The organism is Kribbella sp. NPDC051936, from assembly GCF_040680955.1.
In the GTDB taxonomy this organism is placed as follows: Bacteria; Actinomycetota; Actinomycetes; order Propionibacteriales; family Kribbellaceae; genus Kribbella.
Genome location: NZ_JBFAXS010000007.1, coordinates 247,536 through 271,536, shown reverse-complemented (window position 1 = coordinate 271,536; position 24,001 = coordinate 247,536). Strand labels below are relative to the sequence as shown.

Annotated in this window: 12 protein-coding genes; 8 read left to right on the top strand and 4 right to left on the bottom strand. The window is 72.0% G+C overall.

The window, feature by feature from the left end; genetic code table 11:
• The first annotated feature begins 164 nt into the window (after positions 1-164).
• Positions 165-10,742 carry an amino acid adenylation domain-containing protein gene (locus AB0L64_RS25705; RefSeq protein WP_363713939.1) on the top strand — a complete coding sequence of 3,526 codons (10,578 nt, stop codon included), beginning with the start codon at positions 165-167 and terminating at the stop codon, positions 10,740-10,742.
• Between the two features lie 434 nt (positions 10,743-11,176).
• On the opposite strand, the gene AB0L64_RS25700 is transcribed toward AB0L64_RS25705, so the two are convergent.
• Positions 11,177-12,106 (bottom strand): ROK family protein, encoded by a 930-nt coding sequence (locus tag AB0L64_RS25700; protein WP_363713937.1) that lies wholly within the window; start codon positions 12,104-12,106, stop codon positions 11,177-11,179.
• A gap of 283 nt (positions 12,107-12,389) precedes the next feature.
• Here AB0L64_RS25700 and nagZ point away from each other — a divergent pair, with 283 nt between their 5' ends.
• Positions 12,390-13,874, top strand: coding sequence for a beta-N-acetylhexosaminidase (nagZ, locus tag AB0L64_RS25695; protein ID WP_363713935.1), 1,485 nt, complete (start codon positions 12,390-12,392; stop codon positions 13,872-13,874).
• 106 nt (positions 13,875-13,980) lie between these two features.
• Here nagZ and AB0L64_RS25690 read toward each other — a convergent pair whose 3' ends face one another.
• On the bottom strand, positions 13,981-15,189 hold the full coding sequence (locus AB0L64_RS25690; RefSeq protein ID WP_363713933.1) for an ROK family transcriptional regulator: 1,209 nt from the start codon (positions 15,187-15,189) through the stop codon (positions 13,981-13,983).
• A gap of 109 nt (positions 15,190-15,298) precedes the next feature.
• On the opposite strand from AB0L64_RS25690, the gene AB0L64_RS25685 reads away from it, so the two are divergent.
• From AB0L64_RS25685 to AB0L64_RS25665, 5 genes are all read left to right on the top strand, one after another.
• Positions 15,299-16,945, top strand: coding sequence for a glycoside hydrolase family 13 protein (locus tag AB0L64_RS25685; RefSeq protein WP_363713931.1), 1,647 nt, complete (start codon positions 15,299-15,301; stop codon positions 16,943-16,945).
• Positions 16,946-17,090: 145 nt separating this feature from the next.
• Positions 17,091-18,218, top strand: a complete 1,128-nt coding sequence (locus AB0L64_RS25680; RefSeq protein ID WP_363713929.1) for a Nif3-like dinuclear metal center hexameric protein — start codon at positions 17,091-17,093, stop codon at positions 18,216-18,218.
• Positions 18,219-18,263: 45 nt separating this feature from the next.
• Positions 18,264-18,977, top strand: a complete 714-nt coding sequence (locus AB0L64_RS25675) for a C4-type zinc ribbon domain-containing protein (RefSeq protein ID WP_363713927.1) — start codon at positions 18,264-18,266, stop codon at positions 18,975-18,977.
• Positions 18,974-20,098 (top strand): bifunctional RNase H/acid phosphatase, encoded by a 1,125-nt coding sequence (locus AB0L64_RS25670; protein WP_363713925.1) that lies wholly within the window; start codon positions 18,974-18,976, stop codon positions 20,096-20,098. Before AB0L64_RS25675 ends, AB0L64_RS25670 begins: the two co-directional genes overlap by 4 nt.
• Positions 20,099-20,102: 4 nt before the next feature.
• Positions 20,103-21,536 (top strand): RNB domain-containing ribonuclease, encoded by a 1,434-nt coding sequence (locus AB0L64_RS25665; protein ID WP_363713923.1) that lies wholly within the window; start codon positions 20,103-20,105, stop codon positions 21,534-21,536.
• Here the strand turns inward: AB0L64_RS25665 and AB0L64_RS25660 are convergent.
• Complete coding sequence (locus AB0L64_RS25660) at positions 21,525-22,097, bottom strand: TetR/AcrR family transcriptional regulator (RefSeq protein WP_363713921.1); 573 nt, start codon at positions 22,095-22,097, stop codon at positions 21,525-21,527. The genes AB0L64_RS25665 and AB0L64_RS25660 overlap by 12 nt on opposite strands.
• Before the next feature lie 52 nt (positions 22,098-22,149).
• Between AB0L64_RS25660 and AB0L64_RS25655 the strand changes: the two genes are divergently transcribed.
• Positions 22,150-22,635 carry a GNAT family N-acetyltransferase gene (locus AB0L64_RS25655; RefSeq protein ID WP_363713919.1) on the top strand — a complete coding sequence of 162 codons (486 nt, stop codon included), beginning with the start codon at positions 22,150-22,152 and terminating at the stop codon, positions 22,633-22,635.
• Here the strand turns inward: AB0L64_RS25655 and AB0L64_RS25650 are convergent.
• Positions 22,632-23,777: a hypothetical protein gene (locus tag AB0L64_RS25650; RefSeq protein ID WP_363713917.1), complete on the bottom strand. Its 1,146-nt coding sequence runs from the start codon at positions 23,775-23,777 to the stop codon at positions 22,632-22,634. The two genes, AB0L64_RS25655 and AB0L64_RS25650, sit on opposite strands and share 4 nt — an antisense overlap.
• Positions 23,778-24,001: the final 224 nt, after the last annotated feature.

The window sequence follows — 24,001 nt, the reverse complement described above, 5'->3', positions numbered from 1 at the left end:
GACATCGTTCCGGCAGGTGGAAAACGGGGCTGCTGTCGGTGTGAAGTGAGGCGGGGTCTGCCCAGAACCCGCTCCGTCCAGTTGGGGAGGCACGTGTCCGTGGGTCGCCAACCGGCCGAGCGCCCCGTCGTACCCGAGACGTCTCAGCTGGTGGTGGCATCGGCGTGAGAAGTGGTGCGGACCGGCCGGCGATCTCCACCGGGCCGGCGTTGATGATTCCCGCCGGATACCCCCGCGACCTGCCGAGCGCCCTGCTGCGCGCGGCCCGCGACTTCAGCGGCTCCGGCGTCGTCGAGATCGGCGCGGACGGCCGCGAGACCCGGCTCGACTTCCCGACCCTGCTCGAGCTCGCCGCGCGGATCCTGGCTGGCCTGCGCGCGAACGGCGTCCGCGCCGGCGACCCCGCGGTCGTGCACTGCACCGAACCCGTCGGTTTCTTCGCCGCGTTCTGGGCCTGCACGCTCGGCGGCATCCGCCCGCTCCTGGTCGCGCCGAACCCGGGCGGCGACCGTACCGAGGAAGGCCGCGAACGGCTCCGCCGGATCACCGACCTGCTCGGCTGGACGGTCCTGATCGGCCGCCCGTCCGACCTGCCGAACGACCTCGGCCTGCCGGTCCTCGACCCGGACGCGATGGCCGGCCACGAGCCGACCTCCGACTTCCACCGTCCGGCCGCGGACGACGTCGCCGTACTGATGATGTCCTCGGGCTCGACCGGTACACCGAAGATCGTCCAGCTCACGCACCGCGGTCTGGTCGAGTTCGCCGCGGGTACGCCGGCGATGCTGCCGGTCCGGCCGGGCCAGACCACGCTGAACTGGCTGCCGCTCGACCGCAGCGGCGCGTTCCTGCTCTACCACCTGCTGCCGGTGTTCACCGGCTGCACGAACATCCACGTGAACACCGACTGGGTGCTCGCCAACCCGCTGCGCTGGCTCGACCTGATGGAGCAGCACCGGGTCAACCACTCGTGGTCGCCGAACTTCGGGTACCGGCTCGCGACCACCGCGGTCGCCGGCGAACCGGACCGGCACTGGGACCTGTCCGCACTGCGCAGCCTGGTCAGCGGCGGCGAGCAGATCACCGTCCCGGTGATGGCGGACTTCCTGCGGGTCACGAACCGGTTCGGGGTGGTTCCGGAGACCTTCGTGGCCGCGTGGGGGATGACCGAGACCGTCACCGGGATCACGTTCGCCCGGCCCGGCCTGACGCCGAACGTGCACCGCGTCCGCATCCCGCCGACCGGCGTCGTCGAATGGGTCGACCAGCGCCCCTCGTCCGGGAAGGTCGCGGTCGCCCGTCCGGGCAAGCCGCGGACCGAGGCGCCGGGTGTGCTCTCGCTGGTGTCGGTCGGCGCGCCCGCTCCCGGTACGACGGTGCGCATCGTCGCGCCGAACGGCGCCGTACTCCCCGAGGGCCGGATCGGTCAGCTGCAGGTCGCGTCCGCGCGGGTGACACCCGGGTACCTCGGGAACCTCGAGGCGGACCGCGCCGCGTTCCCCGTCGGCAACTGGCCGGCCCGCAAGTGGCTCGCGACCGGCGACCAGGGCTTCGTCACCGGCGGGCAGGTCGTCATCACCGGCCGGGACAGCGAACGCATCATCATGTCCGGCCGGCTGCACTACGCCCACGACATCGAATCCGTCGCCGCGACCGCCGTCGGCGCCGAGCACGGCCTGGTCGCCGCCTGCGGCATCGCCGACGAGGAGACCGGCACCGACCGGCTCGTCGTGTTCTACGCGCTCACCGCCGACTCCGTCCCCGGCATGGACCAGGCCATCCGCAGCCTGATCCAGACCCGCCTGGGCCTCGCCGCGCAAGTCATCGGCGTCCCGCGCCGCGACTTCCCCACCACCCCCGGCGGCAAGATCCTCCGCCCCCTCCTCAAACAGCGCTGGATCGACGGCACCCTGCTGGAACCCGCCCACACCCACGTAGAACCCGCCGGCGCCACCCCCGCCTCCGGCCCCACCGGCCAGGGCCCGTCCACCACACCGGAGTCCACTCCGTACGCCGACGACGACCCGTCCGAACGCACCACCGAACTCCCGGTAGTCCGCCTCGCCTGGAAACGCGAACTCCAGCAATCCATCCCCACCCCACCCCAACGCCCCACCCTCGGCACCCAAACTCCCACCCCCTCGGCCCCCCTCCAAGCACCGCCCACCCCGGTCCACAAGGAGCAGGCGGAGCCCCCGGCACCGTCCGACGACCAGCCGGAGGTCGTGGCACCGTCCGGCGACCAGCCGCCGCTCCTGGCACCGTCCGGCGAGCAGGCGGAGGCCGCAGCGCCGACCGAGGAGCAGCCGCAGGTCGTGGCACCGTCCGGCGACCAGCCGCCGGTCCTGGCGCCGACCGGCGAGCAGGCGGAGGCCGCGGCGCCGACCGAGGAGCAGCCGCAGGCCCTGGCACCGTCCGGCGAGCAGGCGGAAGCCCCGGCACCGTCCGGCGAGCAGGCGGAGGTCCCGGCGTCGGCCGACGACCAGCCGGAGGCCACGGCACGGACCGACGAGCAAGTGGACGACGCCCACCAGCAGCCGCACGCCGAGACCGCCGCAACCCCGGACGCCCACGGCGACGCCCCGGCGCCGACCGACGAGCAGGCGGCGGCCCTGGCGTCGACCGAGGAGCAGGCGGAGGCCCCGGCGCCGGCCGACGAGCAAGCGGACGACGCCCACCAACAGCCGCACGCTGAGACGGTTCCCACCCCCGGCGCCGACGCCGAATCCCCGGCGCCCGCCGAGGAGCGGGCAGAGGTCCTGGCACCGACCGGCGAACAGCCGGAGGCAGCGCCGGTCGACGAGGAAGCGGACGACACAGACCAACAACCGCACGCCGAGGCCGCAGCCACCCACGACCCCCACTCCGACGCCCCGGACCTCACCAACGAGCAGCCCAAGACCCCGCACGAGCTGCCACCCACCGCGCGGGCGGAGGGCCCGGAGCCCACCGACGAGCAGGCGGAGGCCGAGGAGCTGCAGCCACAGGCTGCGACCGCCACCGTCCCCACCCCGGAGACCGAAGAGGCCGACGTACACGACGAACACCACGTCGACGCGGAGCATCAGCCGCACGCCGACACCGCCGCTGACGCCCGGGCTGAAGGTCCAGAACCGGCCGCCCAGCAGGCCGACGCCGAGGAGCCACAAGCCGCAGCCACAGCTGTCTCCGACGCTCGAGCTGATGGTCCGGAGCCGACTGACGCTCAGGCCGAGGGACTCACCGACGAGCAGTCCGAGGACGCGGAGCAACAGGAGTACGACGAGACCGCGGCCCGGGCCGGCGAGCAAGCCGAGCAGCCGGAGCCCGCCGGCGAGCAAGTGGGGGAGACGGAGCAGCAGCCGTACGACGCGGCAGCCGCCGCCTCCGACGCGCACGCCGAGGGGCCGGAGCCCACGGATGACCAGGCTGAGGTCCCGGAGCAAGGGCCGCACGCCGCAACCACCGCCGCGCCCGACGCGCAGACCGAGCAGCCGGAGCCCGTCGATGAGAAGGCGGCAGAGCTCGAGGAGCAGCCGCACGACGCGCCAGCTGTCGCCTCCGACGCGCAGGCCGAGCGGTCAGAGCCGACGGATGACCAGGCCGAGGTCGCGGAGCAGGAGCCGCACGCTGCAACGATCGCCGCACCTGACGCGCAGATCGAGCAGCCAGGGCCCGCCGATGAGAAGGCGGCAGAGCTCGAGGAGCAGCCGCACGACGCGCCAGCTGTCGCCTCCGACGCGCAGGCCGAGGGGCCGGAGCCCACCGACGACCAGGCTGAGGTCGCGGAGCAAGGGCCGCACGCTGTAAGCACCGCCGTCCCCGACGGACAGACCGGGCAACCGGAGCCCGCCGACGAGAAGGTGGCAGAGCTCGACCAGCAGCTGCACGACGCGCCGGCCGCCTCCGATGCTCAGGTTGATGGCCTGGAGTCGGCCGATGAGCGGGCGGAGGACGCGGAGCAGGAGGCAGAGGGCGCGACTCCCGTACTCGAGGTTCGGGCCGAGGGCTCGGAGCCCGCCGACGAGCGCGCGGAGGTGTCGGCGTCCAGCGGCGAGCAGGCGGAGGCCGAGGAGTCGCAGGGTGCGACCGCCGTCCCCGGGGCGCTGACCGAAGGGCTGGAGTCCGCCGGTGAGCAGGTCACTGACGCGGGACAACAGCCGTACGACGAGACGGCCGCCGCTCCCGACGTGCAAGGCGATGAGGTAGCGCATGCGGAGGAGCAGTCGTACGACGCGGCGTCCGCCGTGCCGGATGCGGCTGAGCAGACGCTCGACGCGCAGGTCGTGGAGGCGGAGCAGACCGACGAGGCGGCTGAGGACACCGAGCAGTCGGCGGTCGATCCGAAGTCCGCTGATGTAGCTGACGCAAGCCGCGCGCCGGCTGCCGAAGGCTCGCACGACGCGACAGGCGACGTGTCGATCGCAAGCACCACCTCATCGCCGGACGAGGACATCGCCGCTCCTGAGGAGTCCGACGAGGCGGCCGGGTCGGACGACGTGCAGTCCGCCGGATTGCCTGACGAACAGGCAGAGTCCGAGCAGGACGACGAGCAGCCGGAGGTCGTCGAGGGGGCATCCGAGGGGTCCGCTGGTGCCGACGTACCGGCTGCAAAGGCCGCCGCGTCTACGGATGCGGAGCCGGAGCAGGCTGACGAGGCGGACGGCGCGGCCGCGGAATCTGTCGTACCGGCTGGTGAGGGGGAGCGGGCTGTCGAGTCGGCGGAGGTTGTTGAGGGGTCGCGAGACGCGTCCCCTGATGCCGACGTATCGGCTGCAGGCGCCGCCACGGCCGCGGACGCGGAGCCGGAGCAGTCTGACGAGGCGGACGACGCGGCTGCGGATGCCGTGGATGAAGGCGTGGAATCGGAGCAGGCCGACGAGCGGCCTGACGACGAGGCTGTCGCGGATTCCGTCGTACCGGCTGATGAGCGGGCGCACGCCGTCGCCGATGCAGAGCTCGAGTCGCCCGGTGAGTCGGTGGCGGCTGGGGCGCGTGTTGAGGGTGTTGGGGTGCGGCGGGCTGAGGGTCGCGCGGGTGTTGTGGAGCCGGTGGCTGTGGTGGGGGTGGCTGGGCGGTTTCCGGGGGCTGAGGGGATCGAGCAGTTCTGGGAGAACCTGGTCGCGGGGGTGGAGAGTGTTCGGCGCGAGGCGCCGGACGGAGGCGACGGGGCTGTTGCGGTCGGTGGGGTGCTGGAGCACGTCGAGTCGTTCGACGCGAAGTTCTTCGGGTTGAGCGATCGTGAAGCGCAGTTGATGGAGCCGGCGCAGCGGTTGTTCCTCGAGGTGTGTCACCAGGCGCTGGAGCACGGCGGGTACGCGGGGACGACGAGCCGGGTCGGGGTGTTCGCGGGCTCGGGCATGAACTTGTACAACCGCCAGCAGCAATCCCGCGACTCGATCGCCACAAGGGTCGCGTACCGGCTCGGCCTGACGGGGCCGGCGATCGGCGTGCAGTCGGCCTCGTCGAGTTCGCTGGTCGCGGTGCATCTGGCCTGCCAGGCGTTGAGGTCCGGCGACGCGGATCTCGCGCTCGCCGGCGCCGCCGCCGTACAGGTGCCGCAGGCAACGACGTACCACCCGGCGCCGGACTCGATCCTGTCGCCGACCGGCCGGGTCCGCGCGTTCGCCGCGGACGCCGACGGCACGGTCGGCGGGAACGGTGTCGCCGCTGTCCTGCTGAAGCGTCTCGACCAGGCCCTCACCGACGGCGACACGGTGTACGCCGTGATCCGCGGTACGGCGGTCAGCAACGAGGACGCGCCGGCGGGCAATCAGGAGCTCATCGAGCGCGCCCTGGAGCGCGCCGGGTTCGAGGCCGACTCGCTGAGCTACCTCGAGGCGAACGGGATCGGCAGCCCGGCCGCGGACGTCGCCGAGGTGAAGGCGCTGACGACGGCGCTGCGCCGGCACACCGGCAAGGTCGGGTTCTGCACACTCGGTTCGGTGAAGCCGAACATCGGCCACCTGGACAGCGCCGCGGGGATGGCCGGCCTGATCAAGACGATCCTGATGCTGCAGCACCGGACGCTGGTTCCGACGATCAACTACACCGGCCCGAACCCGGCGCTCGCCCTCGAGGGCAGCCCGTTCGTGATCGGCACCGACACCCGCGAGTGGACCGTGCCGCTGCAGTCGGGCGGTACGACGCTGCGCGCCGGCGTCAGCGCCCTGGACCCGAGCGGCATGAACGCGCACGTGATCCTCGAGGAGGCGCCGCGGCAGATCCGCCGCGGCGACGACGGCCCCGTCGTACTGCCGCTGTCCGCGCCCGACCCGGATGCCCTCGCCGACCTCGTCGAGCTGTACCGCGCCGACCTGGACCACGGCACCGGTCACCGCCTCATCGATCTTGCCGGTACGGCGGCGCTCGGCCGGCCGGCGCATCGGCACCGGATCGCGGTCGCGGGCGGTACCGAGGCCGAGCTGGTCGACGCGCTCGGCTCCGCCCAGCCGACCGAGGTGCCGCGCGGAGGCCCCGGCCCGCTCGGCTACGCGTTCACCGGCCAGGGCGCGGCTCGTCGTGGAATGGCCGCGGGGCTCGCGGCACGGTTCCCTGCGTTCCGCTCGGTCCTCGACGAATGCGACCGCGTGTACCACGAGGAGACCGGCGGCAGCCTGCTCGACCTGCTTCTCACCCCGGCCGGTACGGCGGAAGGTGTGTGGCCGACCGAGACCGCGCAGCCTGCACTGTTCGCGTTCGAGCTCGCGCTGGCCCGGCTGTGGCAGTCGTTCGGCGTCCAGCCCGCACTGGTAGTCGGGCACAGCGTCGGCGAGTACGCCGCGCTGTGCGTGGCCGGCGCGCTCTCACTGGCGGACGGCGTACGCCTCACCGCGAAGCGCGGCGAGCTCATGCAGCGCGGCACGGTGCCCGGCGCGATGGTCGCCGTCCGCGCCGACGCCGACCGGGTCCGCGAGATCGCCCGGACCGCGGGCGTGGAGGTTGCCGCTGGCAACGGTCCGCAGTCGTTCGTGCTGACCGGGTCCGAGGTGATCGTCGGCCAGCTGGCGGCGCAACTGGACCAGCTGCAGGTGTCCTGGCAACGGCTGGACGTCGATCGTGCGTTCCACAGTTCGTTGGTCGACCCAATACTGTCCGACTTCGCGGAGATCGTCCGCGAGATCACGCTGAAGCCGCTGCGGACGCCGATGGTGTCGAGCTGGTCGGGTGATCTGCTCGAGTCCGGGACGGTGCTCGACGGCGACTACCTGGTCGGTCAGTTGCGGCAGCCGGTGCTGTTCGGCGACGCGGTCGAGGCGGTGACGGCGGCCGGCTGCCGCCGGTTCCTGGAGCTCGGGCCGGACGCCGTACTGAGCCCCGCGGGCCGCCGGATCGCGCCGAACAGCACGTGGATCCCGGCGCAGCGTCTCGGCCAGGACCCGGTGCTCGCGACGATGAACGGCCTCGCCGAGCTGTACGAGCAGGGCACCGAGATCGCGTGGGCGAAGGTCTACCCGGACGGCGGCCGGGTCCCGCTCCCGACGTACCCGTTCCGCCGGGTGCACCACCCGGTCGACCCGTCGGTGACGGTTCCGGCCGGTCCGGGGACGGCGGTTGCCGTGGACAACGTCACGCCGCGGCTGAACGCGTTCGAGCGCGCTGCCCGCGCGCAGACCGTGGTCTTCGAGCCGCCGTCGAGCGCCGCCGTCAAGCGCATCCCGCTGGACCCGCCGGAGCCAGCGACGGTACAGCGGGCTGAGCAGGCCGAGCAGGCCGAAGAGGCTGCGTCGCCGTTCGCATTGCCGGCCGAGACGCACCAGATCGACGCGGACTACCTGGCGCGGGCCGGGTCGCTGTCCGGCAACGAGATGTCCGCCGAGCGGTACCGCGAGTCGCTGGACGTCGTGCTCGATATGACCTGCGAGGTGCACAACCTCGACCCGTACGACCTCACCGTCGACCACACGTTCGCCGAGCTCGGGGCGACGCCGGCGTCGATGGCGCCGGTGATCGACGAGCTCAACAGCCGGTTCGAGGCCGAGCTGGCACCGGACGACCTGTTCCTGACGTACACGACGCCGCACAAGGTCGCGACCGCGGTCGCGGTCCAGACGGCCGAACCCGAACCGCCCCAGCCGGAACCGGAGCCGCAGCCCGAGCCCGTCGTCGAGCAAGAGCCGGTCCGGGATGCGCGGACGGCGTTGGCCGTGCTGGGCTCCGGGCTCGCGGAGTTGGCCGCGAAGGTGGACGAGGCCGCGGCGGCGACGAGCGAGGCAGAGCTGCCAGGCAGCGGCATGGCGGCGCTCATGTCGCAGCAGCTCCGGGTCGCCGGTCAGCTCGTGGACGGCGTTACCAAGCTCATGCGCGAACAGCTCGCCCTCCTCGGCGACCCGACCCCGGAGGCCAAGCCCCCGGCCGAGCAGACCGCAGACGCTAAGGAGACCGCGTCGGATGTGAGTGACGGCAGCGTCGGAGGTGCAGCCGTCTCCTGGACCGACGACGAGCCGCCGGCGCCCTCCCGCAGTACGGCGGACCCGGCCGTCGACCCGCGCCGCCGCGACTTCGCGTACTGGAGCCAGGTGCTCGCCGGTGCCGAACCGTTGGTGCTCCCCGCAGACCGCGCCCGCGCCGCCGGCGACGACGCGGTGGCGTCGGTGAAGCACGAGCTGGAGGAGGAGCTCGGCGACGCGGTGCTCGCGTACAGCCGGGACCGCAAGCTCAGCCCGGTGATGACCATGCTGGCCGCGGTCGCGACCGTGCTCGGCCGGTTCGCCGCGCAGGACGACGTGACCATCGGCTCGGCCCTGATCCGCCCGAAGGGCGACACCTCGACGGATCCGCGCCGTCCGCTCCCGCTGCGGATCGACCTGTCCGGCGAGCCCGACCTCGGCGAGCTGACCGAGCGGATCCGCGACCTCACCGCGGGCGCGTTCGACCACGCCGGCACCGATCTCGCGATCCTGCAACGGGATCCGCTGTTCCAGATCCTGGTCGAGTTCGAGGACGGCGACGACGACCTGCCGCCGAGCGTGGACCTGCGGTTCCGGCTGACCCATCACGGCGCCGGCATCACGTGTACGGCGGACTACCGGTCCGGCCTGTTCGAGCGCCCGACGATCGAGCGGCTGCTCGGTTACCTGGCCGAAGTGTTGCGCAGAGCAACGACCAGCCCGGAGCTGCGGCTGCCCGGCCTGGTGCTGCCGACCGAGGCCGACCTCACCGCATTGCGCGAACTCGAGGGCGACCTCGAGCGCGAGCTCCAAGGCGAGCCGACCGGTCTCGCTTCGGCCGGCCGGGTACGACGGGACGCGGTCGTCGCCGGTGAACTCAGCGGTTTGCACACGCTCTTCGAGCAGCAGGTCGCGCGTACACCGGACGCGATCGCGCTGATCCAGGGCAGCCGCGAGCTCACGTACGCCGAGCTCGACCGCCGCTCCAACGCGGTCGCCTGGCAGCTCGTCGATCTCGGCGTGAAGCCCGGGCAGCTGGTCGCGGTCCGGGTTGCCCGCGGCACCGAAATGGTCGTGGCCGTGCTCGCGGTGCTGAAGTCCGGCGCGGCGTACCTCCCGCTGGATCCCGGCGTACCGGAGTCGCGCTGGGCCTTCATGGTCCAGGACGCGGCGGCGGTGGCGCTGGTCGGCGACGACGCGGCGCTGGCCGATCGCCTCGGCCTGCGGCTGGTTCCGGTGGCCGCCGGCGACGGTGACACCCGGGCGCGGCAGGCGCCGCCGGTCCGGGCGGCGGCCGACGATGTTGCCTACTGCATCTACACCTCCGGCTCGACCGGAAACCCGAAGGGCGTCGTGGTCCCGCACCGCGGCCCGGTGAACCTGGTCCGGCACTACCTGCGGACGCGGCGCTCGCTGCGGACGCTGCAGTGGACCTCGTTCGGGTTCGACGTCCACGTGCAGGAGATGTTCACGACGCTCGCGTCCGGCGCGGCGCTGGTCCTGATCGGCGAGGACGACCGGTACGACCCGGACGCGGTCGTCGCGGCGCTGCGTGACCACGGCGTACAGCGCTTGTTCATGGCGTTCAGCCCGCTGACCGCGTTGCTCGCGACGATGCGCCGGCTGCCGGAGCTGCCCGAGTTGCGCGAGATCGTCGCGGGCGGCGAGGCGATGGTGCTGACGCACAAGGTCCGGGACTTCCTGGACTCGCATCCGCAGTGCCGGTTGTTCAACGAGTACGGCCCGACCGAAGCGTCGATCGTGACCACGATCCACGAGGTCGACCCTGCCGAGGACCGGCCGTCGATCGGGCGGCCGATCGACGGTGTCGCCGTACGGCTGCTGGACGCCGCGCTGCGACCGGTGCCGATCGGCGCGGTGGGGGAGATCCACCTCGGCGGCGCCGCCGTTGCCCGCGGCTACATCGGGCGGCCGGAGGAGACCGACCACGCGTTCGTCGCCGACCCGGGGCACCCGGGCGCGCGGCTGTACCGGAGCCGGGACCTCGGCCGGTGGCGCGCCGACGGCACCCTGGAGTACCTGGGCCGCGCGGATGACCAGGTGAAGATCCGCGGCCACCGGGTGGAGCCCGGCGAGACCGAGCACGTCCTGGCCGACCAGCCCGGCGTCGTCGACGCGGTCGTGGTGGCCTGCTCGGATCCGGGCGGCGACACCTGCCTGATCGGGTACGTCGTCCTCGAGGACAGCGACCCCGCGGTGCTGGCCCGGCTGATGCTCGACCTCGGCAAGGAGCTGCCGATCTATCTGGTGCCGGCGGACCTGATCCCGATCGAGGAGCTCCCGCTCGACGACAACGGCCGGCTGGACCGCGGCCGGCTGCCGGAACCGGAGTGGCTCACACCGAAGTCCTGAGCGGGCGGTCCCGGACGTGGAAGTTCTGCACCGTGGACGGGGGGTCAGGTCAGTGACAGCCCTCCCGCGGCCACCGTCCGCCGTTCACGGTGCAGAACCCGCGTTCGATCCCATCCCTCCACAGGATCGAACGTGTTCGATCGATCGGACGTTGCCGAAGGCACGCTGGTTCCCGATCCGTGGTTCACACGGTTGCGGCGGGAGAGTCGCCTCACCCGCCGCTCACGTGTCCGGTCGATCCAAGGCCCCCCTCGATCTCCCGTGTGCCGGCCGGTCCGGGGCCCCCTCGACCGGCCGTGGATGACGGTGCCCCCACCCCATCCATCCGTTGCATCGTGCGACACAGGGCCGTCGTTACACGGATCCGTGAGATTCGTAAAAATTGCGCAAAGGTGCGCGGGAGAGGCCTTACCGGACGCGCAAGAATGGGCGCCTCAGGCCAGTGCCGCCCACGCCTGGTGAGCGGCCCCCAACAGGCCCGCGTTGTCGAGCTGGGCGGGCACCACGGTGAGGCCCGTGACGAACGGCAGCTGCGCCAGCCGCTTCACCCACGCCTGTACCGGGTCGAACAGCACCGGCCCCGCCTTCGCGACGCCGCCGCCGATCACGACCGTGGTCAGGTCGACGGTCACAGCCGTCGCCACGATCCCGGCGGCCAGCGCCTGCGCCCCGTCGTCGAACGCGGCCAGCGCGAGCTCGTCCCCGGCGGCGGCGTCGGCGGCCAGGGCTTCGGCGTCCACGGCCTCGCCGGTCCGCCACCCGCTGCGCTGCGCACGGGCGACCATCCGCGGGCCGCTCGCGTACGCCTCGACACAGCCGAACGAGCCGCACGCGCACGCCTCGCCGTCCTGGTCGATCACCACGTGGCCGATGTGCGCGGCGTTACCGGACTGGCCGACCAGCGGTCTGCCGTCGACGACGAGCCCGCCGCCGACGCCGGTCGACACGACGATCCCGAGCAGCGTGTGCGCGTCCCGGCCGGCGCCGCTCCAGAACTCGCCGAGCGCGAAACAGTGGCCGTCGAGGCCGAGCGCCACCGGGACGTCGCCGGTCAGCGCCCGGACCTGGTCGACGATCGGGAAGTTGCGCCACCCGGGGATGTTCACCGGGGAGACCAGACCGTGCTGCTGGTCGAGCGGGCCGGCGGAGCCGATGCCGACCGCCAGGGGAGTCGCGTCGCCGCGGACGCGCGCGATCAGCTCACCGAGCGCGGCGAACACCTGATCGGCGTCGCCGGGCGGGGTGGCGATCCGGTCGCCGGTGAGAATCGTGCCGTCGGCAGACACCAAAGCGGCGGCCATCTTCGTGCCGCCGATGTCGATTCCCAGCACGGTTCCCCGCGCCGAAGCTGCGTCGTCGCTCATCGTCCCCCCGGTCAGGGCGGTCAGGTCGAGAGACAACGTTATCTGTAGTCGGCCCGAACAGACAGAGGTGATTGCAGGTAATCATGGAAAACCCGCAGGAAGACGGCAGGTAACTGCCATGACAGCCCCTGACAACGAAACCCCTCCAGGCATCCCAACCAGCCCCGACGGCCCCCACCTACCCCGGCCCGGCCAATCGACCCCGGGCCCATCGCCCGCCGTCCTTCGAGGGGCAGTGGGGGGTGGGTGGCGGTGTGAGCCGGGGGCGGGAGAGGGTTGGGGGATGAGTGATCAACTGGATCGTGACGCGGCCGGCGCACTGGTTGTCGGCTTTTCCGGGACGTCGGCGCCCGACGAGCTGCGGCGGGCGGTGGCCGATGGGCTCGGGGCCGTCATCCTGTTCACCCGGAATGTGGCGGACGCCGAACAGGTGGCGGCGCTGACCGCGCAGCTGCGGTCCGAGCGGCCGGATCTGATCGTGGCGATCGACCACGAGGGCGGCGAGTTCAGCCACCTGGCGCCGGCGAACCCGTGGCCGCTCGCGTCCCCGCGGCTGCTCGGCGACCTGGACGACGTCGACCTGACCCGTGCCGCGGCCCGGGACGCGGCCGCGACCCTGGCGGCGCTGGGCATCGACCTGATGCTGGCCCCGTCGGTCGACGTGAACAGCAACCCGGCGAACCCGATCATCTCCACCCGCTCGTTCGGCCGCACCGCGGACGTCGTCTCCCGGCACGGCGTCGCGTTCGTCGAGGGCGTCCACGACGCGGGCATCGCCGCCTGCCCGAAGCACTTCCCGGGCCACGGCGACGTGTCGGTCGACTCGCACACCGACCTGCCGCGGGTCGACCGTTCGGTGGCCGAGGTCGGCGCCGTCGAGCTGGCCCCGTTCCGCGCGACCATCGCGGCCGGCGCCGATGTCGTGATGAGCGCGCACATCATCTTCTCGGCGTACGACGACCAGCCGGCCACGCTGTCGCACCGGGTGCTGACCGGGCTGCTGCGCGAGGAGCTCGGCTTCACCGGGGTCATCACCACCGACGCGCTCGAGATGCAGGCGATCACCAAGAACCGCTCGATCGAGGACGCCGCCGTCGCGTCGATCGGCGCCGGGGCCGACCTGGCGATGATCGCGGTCGGTACGGCGGACCCGCAGGCGCTGACCGCCCGCGTGGTCGAGGCCGTCCGCAACGGCACGCTGCCCGCGGAACGCGTGGCCGACGCGGCTGCCCGGGTTCGCGCCCTCGCAACGTCGCTCGGCCGGCGCTCGCGGCTACCGGGCCTCGGCGGCGCGCCGATCCGCGAGGTCGCGGCGCGGGTGGTGGCCGGGCAGACCTTCCCGGCGTACGGCGCGGCGCCGTACGTCATCGACCTGACGCAGGGCTTGCACCCGGCCTGGAACCCGTACTTCTCCGGCCTGCCCGAGATCTTCACCCGGGTGGCTCCGGGCGCGGAGGGCGTCGTCCTGCGCGGCGAGCACCACCTCACCGACACAGGCGAGCCGCAGGACGACGCGATCGCCAAGGCGGCAAAGGCCGCGCAAGGCCGTCCGCTGGTGATCGCCGTCCAGGACGCGGGCCGTACGCCGTGGATGCGCGCCGCCCTGGAGCACCTGATCCAGGGTCACCCCGACAACGTCTTCGTCCTCTGCACCGGCATCCCCGAGGACCAGGCGCTCGTCCCGGAGGGCGTGCCCTCCGCCACGACCTCCGGCCGCAACGTCATCGTCCTGGAAGCCATTGCACGACAACTGACCCGCGAGCCCTGACGGGCAGCTCGACAGCAGGTGTCCGGCCGGACCGACCGGGCGCACGCTCAGCGGGCCCGGCGATCAGGCGCAGTGGACGTATACGTACTGTCGAGCTGGCTTTATCTCAGTCGGAGCGGCATTCCAGCTCGAGATCGAGGGCGTGCTCCTCGACGTAGTTGAGGGCGTGGCGGACCGCTCCGACCGAGACGATCGCGTCGCCGAGGGAGGAGACGGCGACGCGCGGGGGAGTGCTGGTGTAGTGCGCCAGCCGGGCCTCCAGGTCGGGCAGCAGGGCCGCCGCGGCCTCGGCGACGGCGCCGCCCAGGACGACCAGTTCGGGGTTGAACAGCGTGCCGAGGGTGGCGACCACCCGCGCGGTCCGGTCGGCGATCTCCTGAAGGATGCCTTCGGCAACCTTGTCGCCGCCGGCGGCGGCGCGGAACACCAGTTCGGCGGTCACCTCCCCGCCGTCGGCCAGCGTGCGCAGGGACGTCTCCACGGCCGGGTCCGCGGCCGCCGCCGTACCGTTCTCGCGCGCGATCCGTGCGATCCCGTGGGTGTCGCCGACGCCCTCGATCAGCTTCAGGAACACCATCTCGCCGGCGCCGCCGCGCGAACCGTGCAGCAGCCGGCCGGAGTCCATCAGCCCCGACCCGAACCGCTCGCCGGCGAGCAGCACGACCAGGTCGTCCACGTTGCGCGCGCCGCCCCGCCAGTGCTCTCCGAGGGTGGCGAGGTTGGCGTCGTTCTCCAGCAGGACCGGCCAGCCGTGCAGCTCGGTCAGCCGGTGCGACAGCCCGGTGTCGAAGCGCCGCCAGAACTCGTCGTCGACCAGGATGTTGCCCTCCCGGTCGACCGGGGCGGCGACCCCGGCGCCGGCGGCGAGGACCTGCGCGTCCGACACCCCCGCGGACGCGAGCGCCTCGAGCACCGTCGCGTGCACGATCTCGGTCCGCTCGCCCGGCGTCTTCACGCCGGCCGCCGACCGCCCGGCCTTGGCGACCGTCTCGCCGCGCAGGTCGGAGACCAGCACGGTGGTCTTGGCCGCGCCGATGTCGATGCCGAGCACGTACCCCGCGTGGCTGTTGAACTCGAACCGCCGCGACGGCCGCCCGACCGAGGTCCGGCCGGGGTCGAGCTCGACCACCCAGCCCATCGAGATCAGGTCGTTGCAGACCGCGTGCACGGTCGCGCGGGTGAGGCCGGTGGCCTCGATCAGGCCCGTTCCGGTCATCACCCGGGCGCGGGTGAGCACGCCGAGTACCTTGCCCGCGTTCACCCGCCGCAACATCGTCGGGGTGGCCGTCGGCGGGGTAGTCGGTGGTTTCGCCATGAAAAGCCCCTTGACCTGTCGTCGTACCGACCGCAGAATACATGCAGATTCTAAATTTAGAGCCTATATATAAACGCCGGGTTACCCCCAGATTTCCGAGTGAGGCGAAGTGACCACTCCGCAGACGACCCACACGACCCAAACGGAGAAGTCCGACTGGTGGCGGCAGGCCGTCGTCTACCAGATCTACCCGCGCAGCTTCGCCGACGCCAACGGTGACGGCGTCGGTGACCTGCCCGGCATCATCAGCCGAGTCCCGTACCTGGTGGCGCTGGGGATCGACGCGGTGTGGCTGAGCCCCTTCTACCCGTCCGCGCTGGCCGACGGCGGGTACGACGTCGACGACTACCGCAACGTGGACCCGCGGCTCGGCACCCTGGAGGACTTCGACCAGCTGATCGAGGCGCTGCACGCGGAGAACATCAAGCTGATCGTCGACATCGTCCCGAACCACACCTCGGACCGGCACGAGTGGTTCGTCGAGGCGCTCGAGGCCGCGAAGGGGCACCCGGCCCGCGACCGGTACATCTTCCGCGACGGCGAGGGTGACCAGCCGCCGTCGGACTGGGACTCCGTGTTCGGCGGCTCCGCGTGGGCGCAGACGGACGACGGCCAGTGGTACCTGCACATGTTCGCCGCCGAGCAGCCCGACCTGAACTGGCAGCACCCCGAGGTCCGCGCGGACTTCCTGGACACCCTGAAGTTCTGGTCCGACCGCGGCGTGGACGGCTTCCGGGTGGACGTCGCACACGCGCTGGTGAAGGACCTGTCGGAGCCGTTCCCGGCGAAGGCCACGCTGCCACGGCAGTCGGAGTCGAACGGCAAGCACCCGCTGTGGGACCAGGACGGCGTGCACGAGATCTACAAGGACTGGCGCAAGCTGCTGAACTCCTACGACCCGCCGCGGTCGGCGGTCGCCGAGGCGTTCGTGCCGGCCGCGCGCCGGGCGCGGTACGCGAGTGCCGACGGCCTCGGGCAGGCGTTCAACTTCGACCTGCTGCAGGCCGACTTCGAGTACGAGAAGTTCCGTGAGGTGATCGAGCAGAACCTCGCGCTCGCCGAAGAGAACGGCTCGTCGTCGACCTGGGTGTTCTCGAACCACGACGTCGTCCGGCACGCCACCCGGTACGGCCTGCCGAAGAACCCGAAGGGCGGCTGGCAGGACGGCAAGGACTGGCTGCTGAGCAACGGCACCGAGCCCACCGTCGACGTCGCGCTCGGCCTGCGCCGCGCCCGCGCCGCGACGCTGCTGATGCTCGCGCTGCCCGGCTCGGCGTACCTGTACCAGGGCGAGGAGCTCGGCCTGCAAGAGGTCGGTGAGTTGCCGGCCGCGAACCTGCAGGACCCGGCGTACTTCCGCTCGAAGGGCGCCGAGAAGGGCCGCGACGGCTGCCGGGTGCCGCTGCCGTGGACAATCGGCGGGCTGTCGTTCGGCTTCGGCACGGGCGGCTCGCACCTGCTGCAGCCGAAGTGGTTCGGCGCGTACTCCGTCGAGGCGCAGCACGACGACGTCGAGTCGACGCTGAGCATGTACCGCAAGGCGCTCGCCGTACGGCGGGGGCTGCGCACCGGCAGCTCGCTGACGTGGATCGACAACACCGACGACGTCCTGCACTTCGTCCGCTCCGGCGGCTGGCAGTGCGTCACGAACTTCGGTGCGGCTCCGGTCGAGCTGCCCGACGCCGCGGTCGTGCTGTCCAGCGGCCCGCTCGAGGGTGACAAGCTTCCCAGCGCCACGACGGCCTGGCTGATCTAGCCCTCCCAGAACCCGCTCCGGTCAAGCCGTTCGCTGACGGCCCTCCCCCTGTGACCGGGGCGTCCGGGGTCGTGGCGGGGGCACCGGGGCGGTTGCCCCTGCCACGATCCTCCTTCTTGTCTGCGGGAGTGTCAGGATAGGCCGCGTGACGACGCTCGCGGACGTGCTCGCAGTACTCGACCGGCTCTACGACCCGGCCTGGGCGGAGTCCTGGGACGCGGTCGGTCTGGTGACCGGCGACCCGGACCAGGAGGTACGCCGGATCCTGTTCGCCGTCGACCCGATGCGCGAGGTGGTCGACGAGGCGATCGACAGCGGTTTCGATCTGCTCGTCACTCATCACCCGTTGTTGCTGCGCGGCGTGAACAGCGTGGCCGCGACGACGCCGAAGGGCCGCGTCGTCCACGACCTGATCCGCGCCGGTGTGGCACTGCACGTCTGTCACACCAACGCAGACAACGCGAACCCGGGCGTGAGCGACGCGCTCGCCGCCGCGATCGGGCTCCGGGACACGCGGCCGCTGAAGGCGATGCCGGCCGAGCCGATGGACAAGCTGGTCGTGTTCGTCCCGGTCGCGGAGACGCAGGCGATGCTCGACGCGCTGGCGAAGGCAGGCGCCGGGCAGATCGGCGACTACGAGCGGGCCGCCTGGAGCGGTACCGGCGAGGGGACGTTCCGGCCGCTCGCCGGCGCGAACCCGACGATCGGGACCGTCGGCGCCGTCGAGGTCGTCGCGGAGAACCGGATCGAGATGATCCTGCCGCGGCGCCGGCGGCGCGCGGTCGTCGAAGCGCTGGTCGCTGCGCATTCGTACGAGGAACCGGCGTTCGACCTCTACGAGCTGGCCTCGCTGCCGAGTGAGCGCGGCGGCGGGCGGGTCGGCGTCCTCGAGGTGCCGCTGCCGCTGGGCGCCTTCGCGCAACTGGTCGCGGAGAGCCTGCCGCGGACCGAGCACGGCGTCCGCGTCGCCGGCGACCTGGACCGCACGATCGAGACCGTCGCGGTGGTCGGGGGAGCGGGCGACTCGGAGTTCGACCGGGTCCGAGCGGCCGGCGTCGACGCGTACCTGACCGCGGACCTGCGGCACCATCCCGCGACCGAGGCCCGGGCGTACGGCGACCCGGCGCTCGTCGACGTCGCGCACTGGGCCAGCGAGTGGCCGTGGCTGGTAGCTGCCGAGCGGCTCCTGCTCGAAGGTCTCGCGGCGCGAGGCAGTACCGTAGACACTCACATCTCAACACTCTGCACGGACGCCTGGACGCTGCGGATCTGAGCGAAGGAGCTGACTCTGAACGCCGAGCCCGCCGTCCAACGCCGGTTGCTGGACCTGCAGGATCTCGACCTGCAGCTGGATCAGATCGCGCACAAGCGCGCGTCGTTGCCCGAGCACCAGGCCCTGAAGGACCTGGTCGCCGAGAAGTCCGTGGTCGACCGTGACCTGGTCACCGCCGACACCGAGGTCAGTGACCTGCAGCGTGAGCAGAAGAAGGCCGACTCCGACGTCGAGCAGGTGAAGCAGCGCCGGGCCCGCAACCAGCAGCGGCTCGACTCCGGACAGGTCACCTCGCCGCGCGACCTGGAGAACCTGCAGCACGAGATCGGGTCACTCGAGCGGCGGATCTCCGACCTGGAGGACGCCGAGCTCGAGGTGATGGAGAAGCTCGAGGCCGCCGAGGCGGTGCAGATCGACCTGCGCACCCGCGCCGAGGCCTGCGCCGGCCGGCAGACCGAGCTGGAGACCAGTCGCGACGCCGCGCTGAAGGAGCTCGACGAGCAGCGCGCCCAGATCGGTGACAAGCGCAGCGCGGTCGCGACCGAGCTGCCGGAACCGCTCGTCAAGCAGTACCAGCGGCTGCGTGAGCACAACGGCGGCATCGGCGCCGCGCCGCTCGTCGGCAAGCGCTGCATGGGCTGCCGGATGGAGCTCGCGCCGTCCGACCTGACCGCGATCAAGGCCGCCGCGCCGGACGCCGTGCTGCGCTGTGAAGAGTGCGGCCGCATCCTCGTGCGCACGGCGGAGAGCGCTGTATGAGTTACTCCCACGTCATCGTCGAGGCCGACGGTGGATCGCGCGGCAACCCCGGCCCGGCGGCGTACGGCGCGCTCGTGCGTGACCCGGCGACCGGCAAGGTGATCGCGCAGCAGGGCCGCACGCTGGGGATCGCGACCAACAACGTCGCCGAGTACTCCGGCCTGATCGCCGGTCTCGAGCTGGCCGCGGAGTATGCGCCGGGCGCCTCGATCGAGGTGCGGATGGACTCCAAGCTGGTGATCGAGCAGATGGCCGGCCGGTGGAAGATCAAGCACCCGGACCTGCAGCCGCTGGCGATCAAGGCGCAGAGCCTGGCGCCGTTCGGCACCGAGTGGACCTGGGTGCCACGCGCGCAGAACGCGGCCGCCGACGCGCTCGCGAACAACGCGCTGGACGGCGTCGACATCCCGTTGACGCCGGCGCCGGCCGGATCCCCGGCCGCGGTCGAGAAGGAGCCGTCGGATCTGCAGAAGGCCTTGCAGGGCTGGGGTCCGCAGGCCGAGCCGCCGACGCAGCTGATCTTCCTGCGACACGGCGAGACGCCGCACACCGCGGAGAAGCGGTTCTCCGGATCCGGCGGCGACAACCCCGGGCTGAGCGACACCGGTCGCGCGCAGGCACTGGCCGCCGCCGAGTACCTGGCGCGGATCGGGGGCGTCGATGCGCTGGTCGTGTCACCGATGCGCCGGACCCGGGAGACCGCGCAGGCGGTCGCGGACAAGCTCGGGCTCGAGGCGATCGTGGACGAGGGCTGGCGGGAGGTCGCGTTCGGCGACTGGGACGGGCACACGTTCGCGGAGATCCAGCAGAAGTGGCCCGACGCGATGAACGCCTGGCTCGACTCGACCGCGGTCGCGCCGCCCGGCGGCGAATCGTTCGACACCTGCGCCCGGCGGGCCCGGTCGGCGCGCGACGGCCTGCTCGCGCGGTACCCGGGCAAGACCGTCGTCGTGGTCACCCACGTGACACCGATCAAGCTGATGGTCCGTTCGGTGCTGCAGGCCCCGATGTCGTCGCTGTTCCGGATGGAGCTGCGCCCGGCGACCCTGACCGAGATCCACTGGTACGCCGACGGTCTGGCGTCGCTGCGCTCCTTCAACGTACAGCCCTCGCTAGTCTGACCCCATGCCGCTGCAGAGGGTTCGTTTCGTCGAGGGTGTGCCGGAGGTCTTCCGGGCGTCGTTGCAGGACATCCGCCGGGAGCAGGAAGTGCCCGCGGAGTTCCCGCCGGAGGTGACCGCGGCGGCTGTCGAGGCGGTCCGCAGCGCACGCCTGCCCGAGCTGGACCGGACCGAGATCGAGTTCGTGACGATCGACCCGCCGGACTCGATGGACCTCGACCAGGCGCTGCATATCGAACGCACCGCTGACGGGTTCACCGTGCACTACGCGATCGCGGACGTGGCCGCGTTCGTGCGCGCCGGCGACCCGATCGACGCCGAGGCCCGGCGCCGCGGCGAGACGCTGTACGCACCGGACAAGCGCACGCCGCTGCACCCGCCGGAGCTGTCCGAGGCCGCGGCCTCGCTGCTGCCCGACCAGGTGCGGCCCGCGCTGCTCTGGACGATCACGGTCGACGCGACCGGCGAAGGGACAGGCGTCACCTGCGAGCGTGCCCTGGTGAAGTCGCGGGCCAAGCTCAACTACGCCGGCGTACAGAAGGACCTGGACGCGGGGACGGCGCCGGAGTCGCTGCAGCTGTTGCGCGAGGTCGGCAAGCTCCGCGAGCAGCGCGAACTCGAACGCGGCGGCGTGAACCTCCCGATCCCGGACCAGGAGATCGTCACCTCCAACCACGGCTGGGGTCTGGAGTTCCGTGCACCGCTGCCGGTCGAGGGCTGGAACGCGCAGATCTCGCTGCTCACCGGGATGGCGGCCGCGAGCCTGATGACCAAGGGCAAGATCGGGATCCTCCGCACGCTGCCCGAATCGCACGACGACCTGCGCCGCAAACTCGGCAGCACCGCCAAGGCACTCGGGATCGACTGGCCCGCCGAGACGTCTTACGCGGAGTTCATCCACGGGCTCGACCCGTCGGTGCCGGCGCACGCGGCGATGCTCGCGGCGTGCACGGTGCTGTTCCGCGGGGCCGGCTATGTGGCGTTCGACGGGAGTGTCCCCGAGCAGCCGCAGCACGCCGCGATGAAGGCGGCGTACGCGCACGTCACCGCGCCGCTGCGGCGGCTGGTGGACCGGTGGGCGGGGGAGATCTGCGTCGCGCTCTCCGCGGGCGCCGAGGTGCCGGCCTGGGTGCGCGAGTCGATGGACGAGATCCCGAAGATCATGGACGACGCCGACCGGCGCGCACACGCGTACGAGCGCTCGATCGTCAGCATGGTCGAGGCAGGCCTGGTCGCGGACCAGGTCGGCAGCGAGTTCGACGGCGTGATCACCGACGTGGACGAGAAGGAGCAGAGCCGCGGCATCGTCGTGCTGACGAAGTACGCGATCGAGGGCCGGGTCACGGGTGCGGCGCTGCCGCTGGGGCAGCAGGTCCGGGTGCGGCTCGTCGAGGCCGACATCGCCAAGCGCACCGTCGCCTTCGAGCTAGTCGGCTAGGTAGTCCTCGACCGCGGCGGTGGTGCGGTCGAGGTCGCCGGTCGCGAGCAGGTCGATGAGTGCGCCGCGGAGCATCGCGAGTACGGCGGTGCGCCGGGCCGCCGTCCGGTCGGGGTCGCTCGTCCTGAGCAGCTCGAGCCAGTCGTCGACCGTCGAGCGGGCGAAATCCGCCCACGGGCCGTCGGGTGCGACGAGCGACCGCCCGTAGGCCTCGACCCAGAACGTCATCAGCGGCCGGCGTTCCGGCGCGGCCAGCCAGGTCCACAGTTCCCGGGCGATCACGGTCAGGCCGGGCGGCTCGTCGTACCGCTGCTCGATCTCGTGGAGCAGCGCGAGTTCGTCCGACCGGGCGCGGGCGAGCAGCGCGCGGATCAGGCCGTCCTTGCTGCCGAACAGAAAAAGCAGCACCCGGGGGCTCGAGCCGATCGCGGTCGCCAGCGGGCGCAGCGACAGGTCGGCCAGGCCGTGCGTCAGCGAATAGGCGTACGCGCGCTCCAGCAGTTCCTGCTGACGGGCGGACGGACCATCTTTCGAAATCGGCACTGTCTTTGTGGTCGGCACGGGGCTAGTATCTCTTACTGAAACAGTCGTGTCAGTAGAGTGGGTAGGGTTGATGACGAAACTGATCAGGAAGCTGGGGCGGCCCGGAGACCTCGGCTGGGTGGTGCAGTCGCACGCGGAGATCTATGCGGCCGAGTACGGCTGGGGGCCGGCGTACGAGACGCTGATCGCGCAGATCGTGTCGGCGTACGCGTCCGACCACGACGACGAACGCGAGGCCGCGTGGATCGCCGAGGTCGACGGGGAGCGGGCGGGCAGCGTCTTCTGCGTGCGCGGGCCGGACGAGACGACCGCGCAGTTGCGGCTGCTGCTCGTGACGCCCGCCGCGCGTGGGTTGAAGCTGGGCGCCGAGCTGGTCGACACATGCTTGGAGTTCGCGCGCGAGGCCGGATACAAGCGGATGGTGCTGTGGACGAACGATCCGCTGGTCGCGGCGCGGCACATCTACCTGTCGCGGGGCTTCCGGCTGACCGGCACCGAGGTGCACGAGATGTGGGGCGACCACCTGGTGGGGCAGACGTACGAGCTGGACCTCTAGGACTTGCAGAGCGGTGCGCCGGGCGCCGCGGTCTTGTAGATCGCGTGGGAGAGGAACGTGCTCACGTAACCGTTGGCGACCGTCAGCGCGTGCCGCGGGCCGACGCTGCCGAGCGGGAGGTACCTGCGCAGCGGGTACGCCAGGTAGTAGACGCCGTAGTCGGTGAAGTTGAAGTGCCGGGTGCCGGGGATCGTCGCGCACCACGACGCCCCGGTGCTTGCCTTGAGCAACGAGAGGGCGCGGTCCCGGTCGTGGTCGTTCTTCGCGTCCGGGCCGCAGACGCTGGTGATACAGGAGTCGTCGGCGCCGAGCAGCATCACCGGCGCCTTCACGCCCTTCCGCACGACTTCGCCGAACTGGATCCCGTCCAGGTCGACCGCGGCCGCGCAGCGCGGATCCAGGCGGCAGGCCTCGAGCGACGCCGCACCGCCGAACGAGTGGCCGACGTACGACGCGCCGACCGCGGACTCGACCGAGTCCGGCACCTCCTTGGCGACCATGCCGGCCGCGAACCGCGCGTCGGCGGCCCAGATCCCGACCAGGTGATCGCCGACCTGCTGCGCGCCCTCGGAGCTGTCGCCGAGATTCGGCGGGTTCGCCTCCGGCTTGCTCTCGATGGCCTGTCCGCCGAGGACGGTGAGATTCGCGCTGTACGTCGGGGTGACCCCCGCGACGAGGTAGCCGTGGCTGGCGAGGTTCTCCGCGAGCGCGGCGTACATCGGCGCGGACAGCCCCATGCCCGGCATCAGCACCACGACCGGGAATCGTCCCGGCGCGATCGCGACCCGGTCGAGGGCGCGGTCCTGCAGCGTGTCGAACGGCCCCTGAAACACCGAGGCCGGCGCCTTGAGGTGCAGTCCGCTCCACTCGCCCGGGGCGTACTGCACGCGGCGCCCGGTCGTGTCCTTGGCCACCGGGTACCACAGCCAGACGGCGAGCCGGCGCGGGCCGTTCACGTACGGATCACGGCGGGGCGTGTCGGTCCATTCGTACGTCCGCCGCCCGACCTGGAAACTCCCGCTCGTCTCCGGCAAAGCCACCGGCTCGGACCGCTGCACCAGCACCCAGCCCACATACCCGGCCCCACCAACCAGCACGACCAGAAGCACGATCACGATCCCGGTCCGCACCCGTCGCCTCATACCCCCAAGCCTCTCACCACCACCGCGCCCAGCCCCCACCTTCACCCGCCGAGTCGTGAGATTCGGCCGCCGCAACCAACCAAGATCCACGACTCGCCGACAAGTACCCGGACCATTCGCCACGACTCGAAGGCTGCGGCCTAGGTCGGCAGTCCGAAGCGGCCGGCGATGGCGAAGACTCGAGCGCGATCCCCTCGCGCCGCGCGGCCACGCCGGGCATGTCG

Bases quoted from the DNA above. Each gene is read 5' to 3' on its own strand.
- AB0L64_RS25700 (WP_363713937.1), bottom strand. From the start codon at position 12,106: ATGAGCGACGACGCAGCTTCGGCGCGGGGAACCGTGCTGGGAATCGAC.
- nagZ (WP_363713935.1), top strand. From the start codon at position 12,390: ATGAGTGATCAACTGGATCGTGACGCGGCCGGCGCACTGGTTGTCGGC.
- AB0L64_RS25690 (WP_363713933.1), bottom strand. From the start codon at position 15,189: ATGGCGAAACCACCGACTACCCCGCCGACGGCCACCCCGACGATGTTG.
- AB0L64_RS25670 (WP_363713925.1), top strand. From the start codon at position 18,974: ATGAGTTACTCCCACGTCATCGTCGAGGCCGACGGTGGATCGCGCGGC.
- AB0L64_RS25665 (WP_363713923.1), top strand. From the start codon at position 20,103: ATGCCGCTGCAGAGGGTTCGTTTCGTCGAGGGTGTGCCGGAGGTCTTC.
- AB0L64_RS25655 (WP_363713919.1), top strand. From the start codon at position 22,150: ATGACGAAACTGATCAGGAAGCTGGGGCGGCCCGGAGACCTCGGCTGG.
- AB0L64_RS25650 (WP_363713917.1), bottom strand. From the start codon at position 23,777: ATGAGGCGACGGGTGCGGACCGGGATCGTGATCGTGCTTCTGGTCGTG.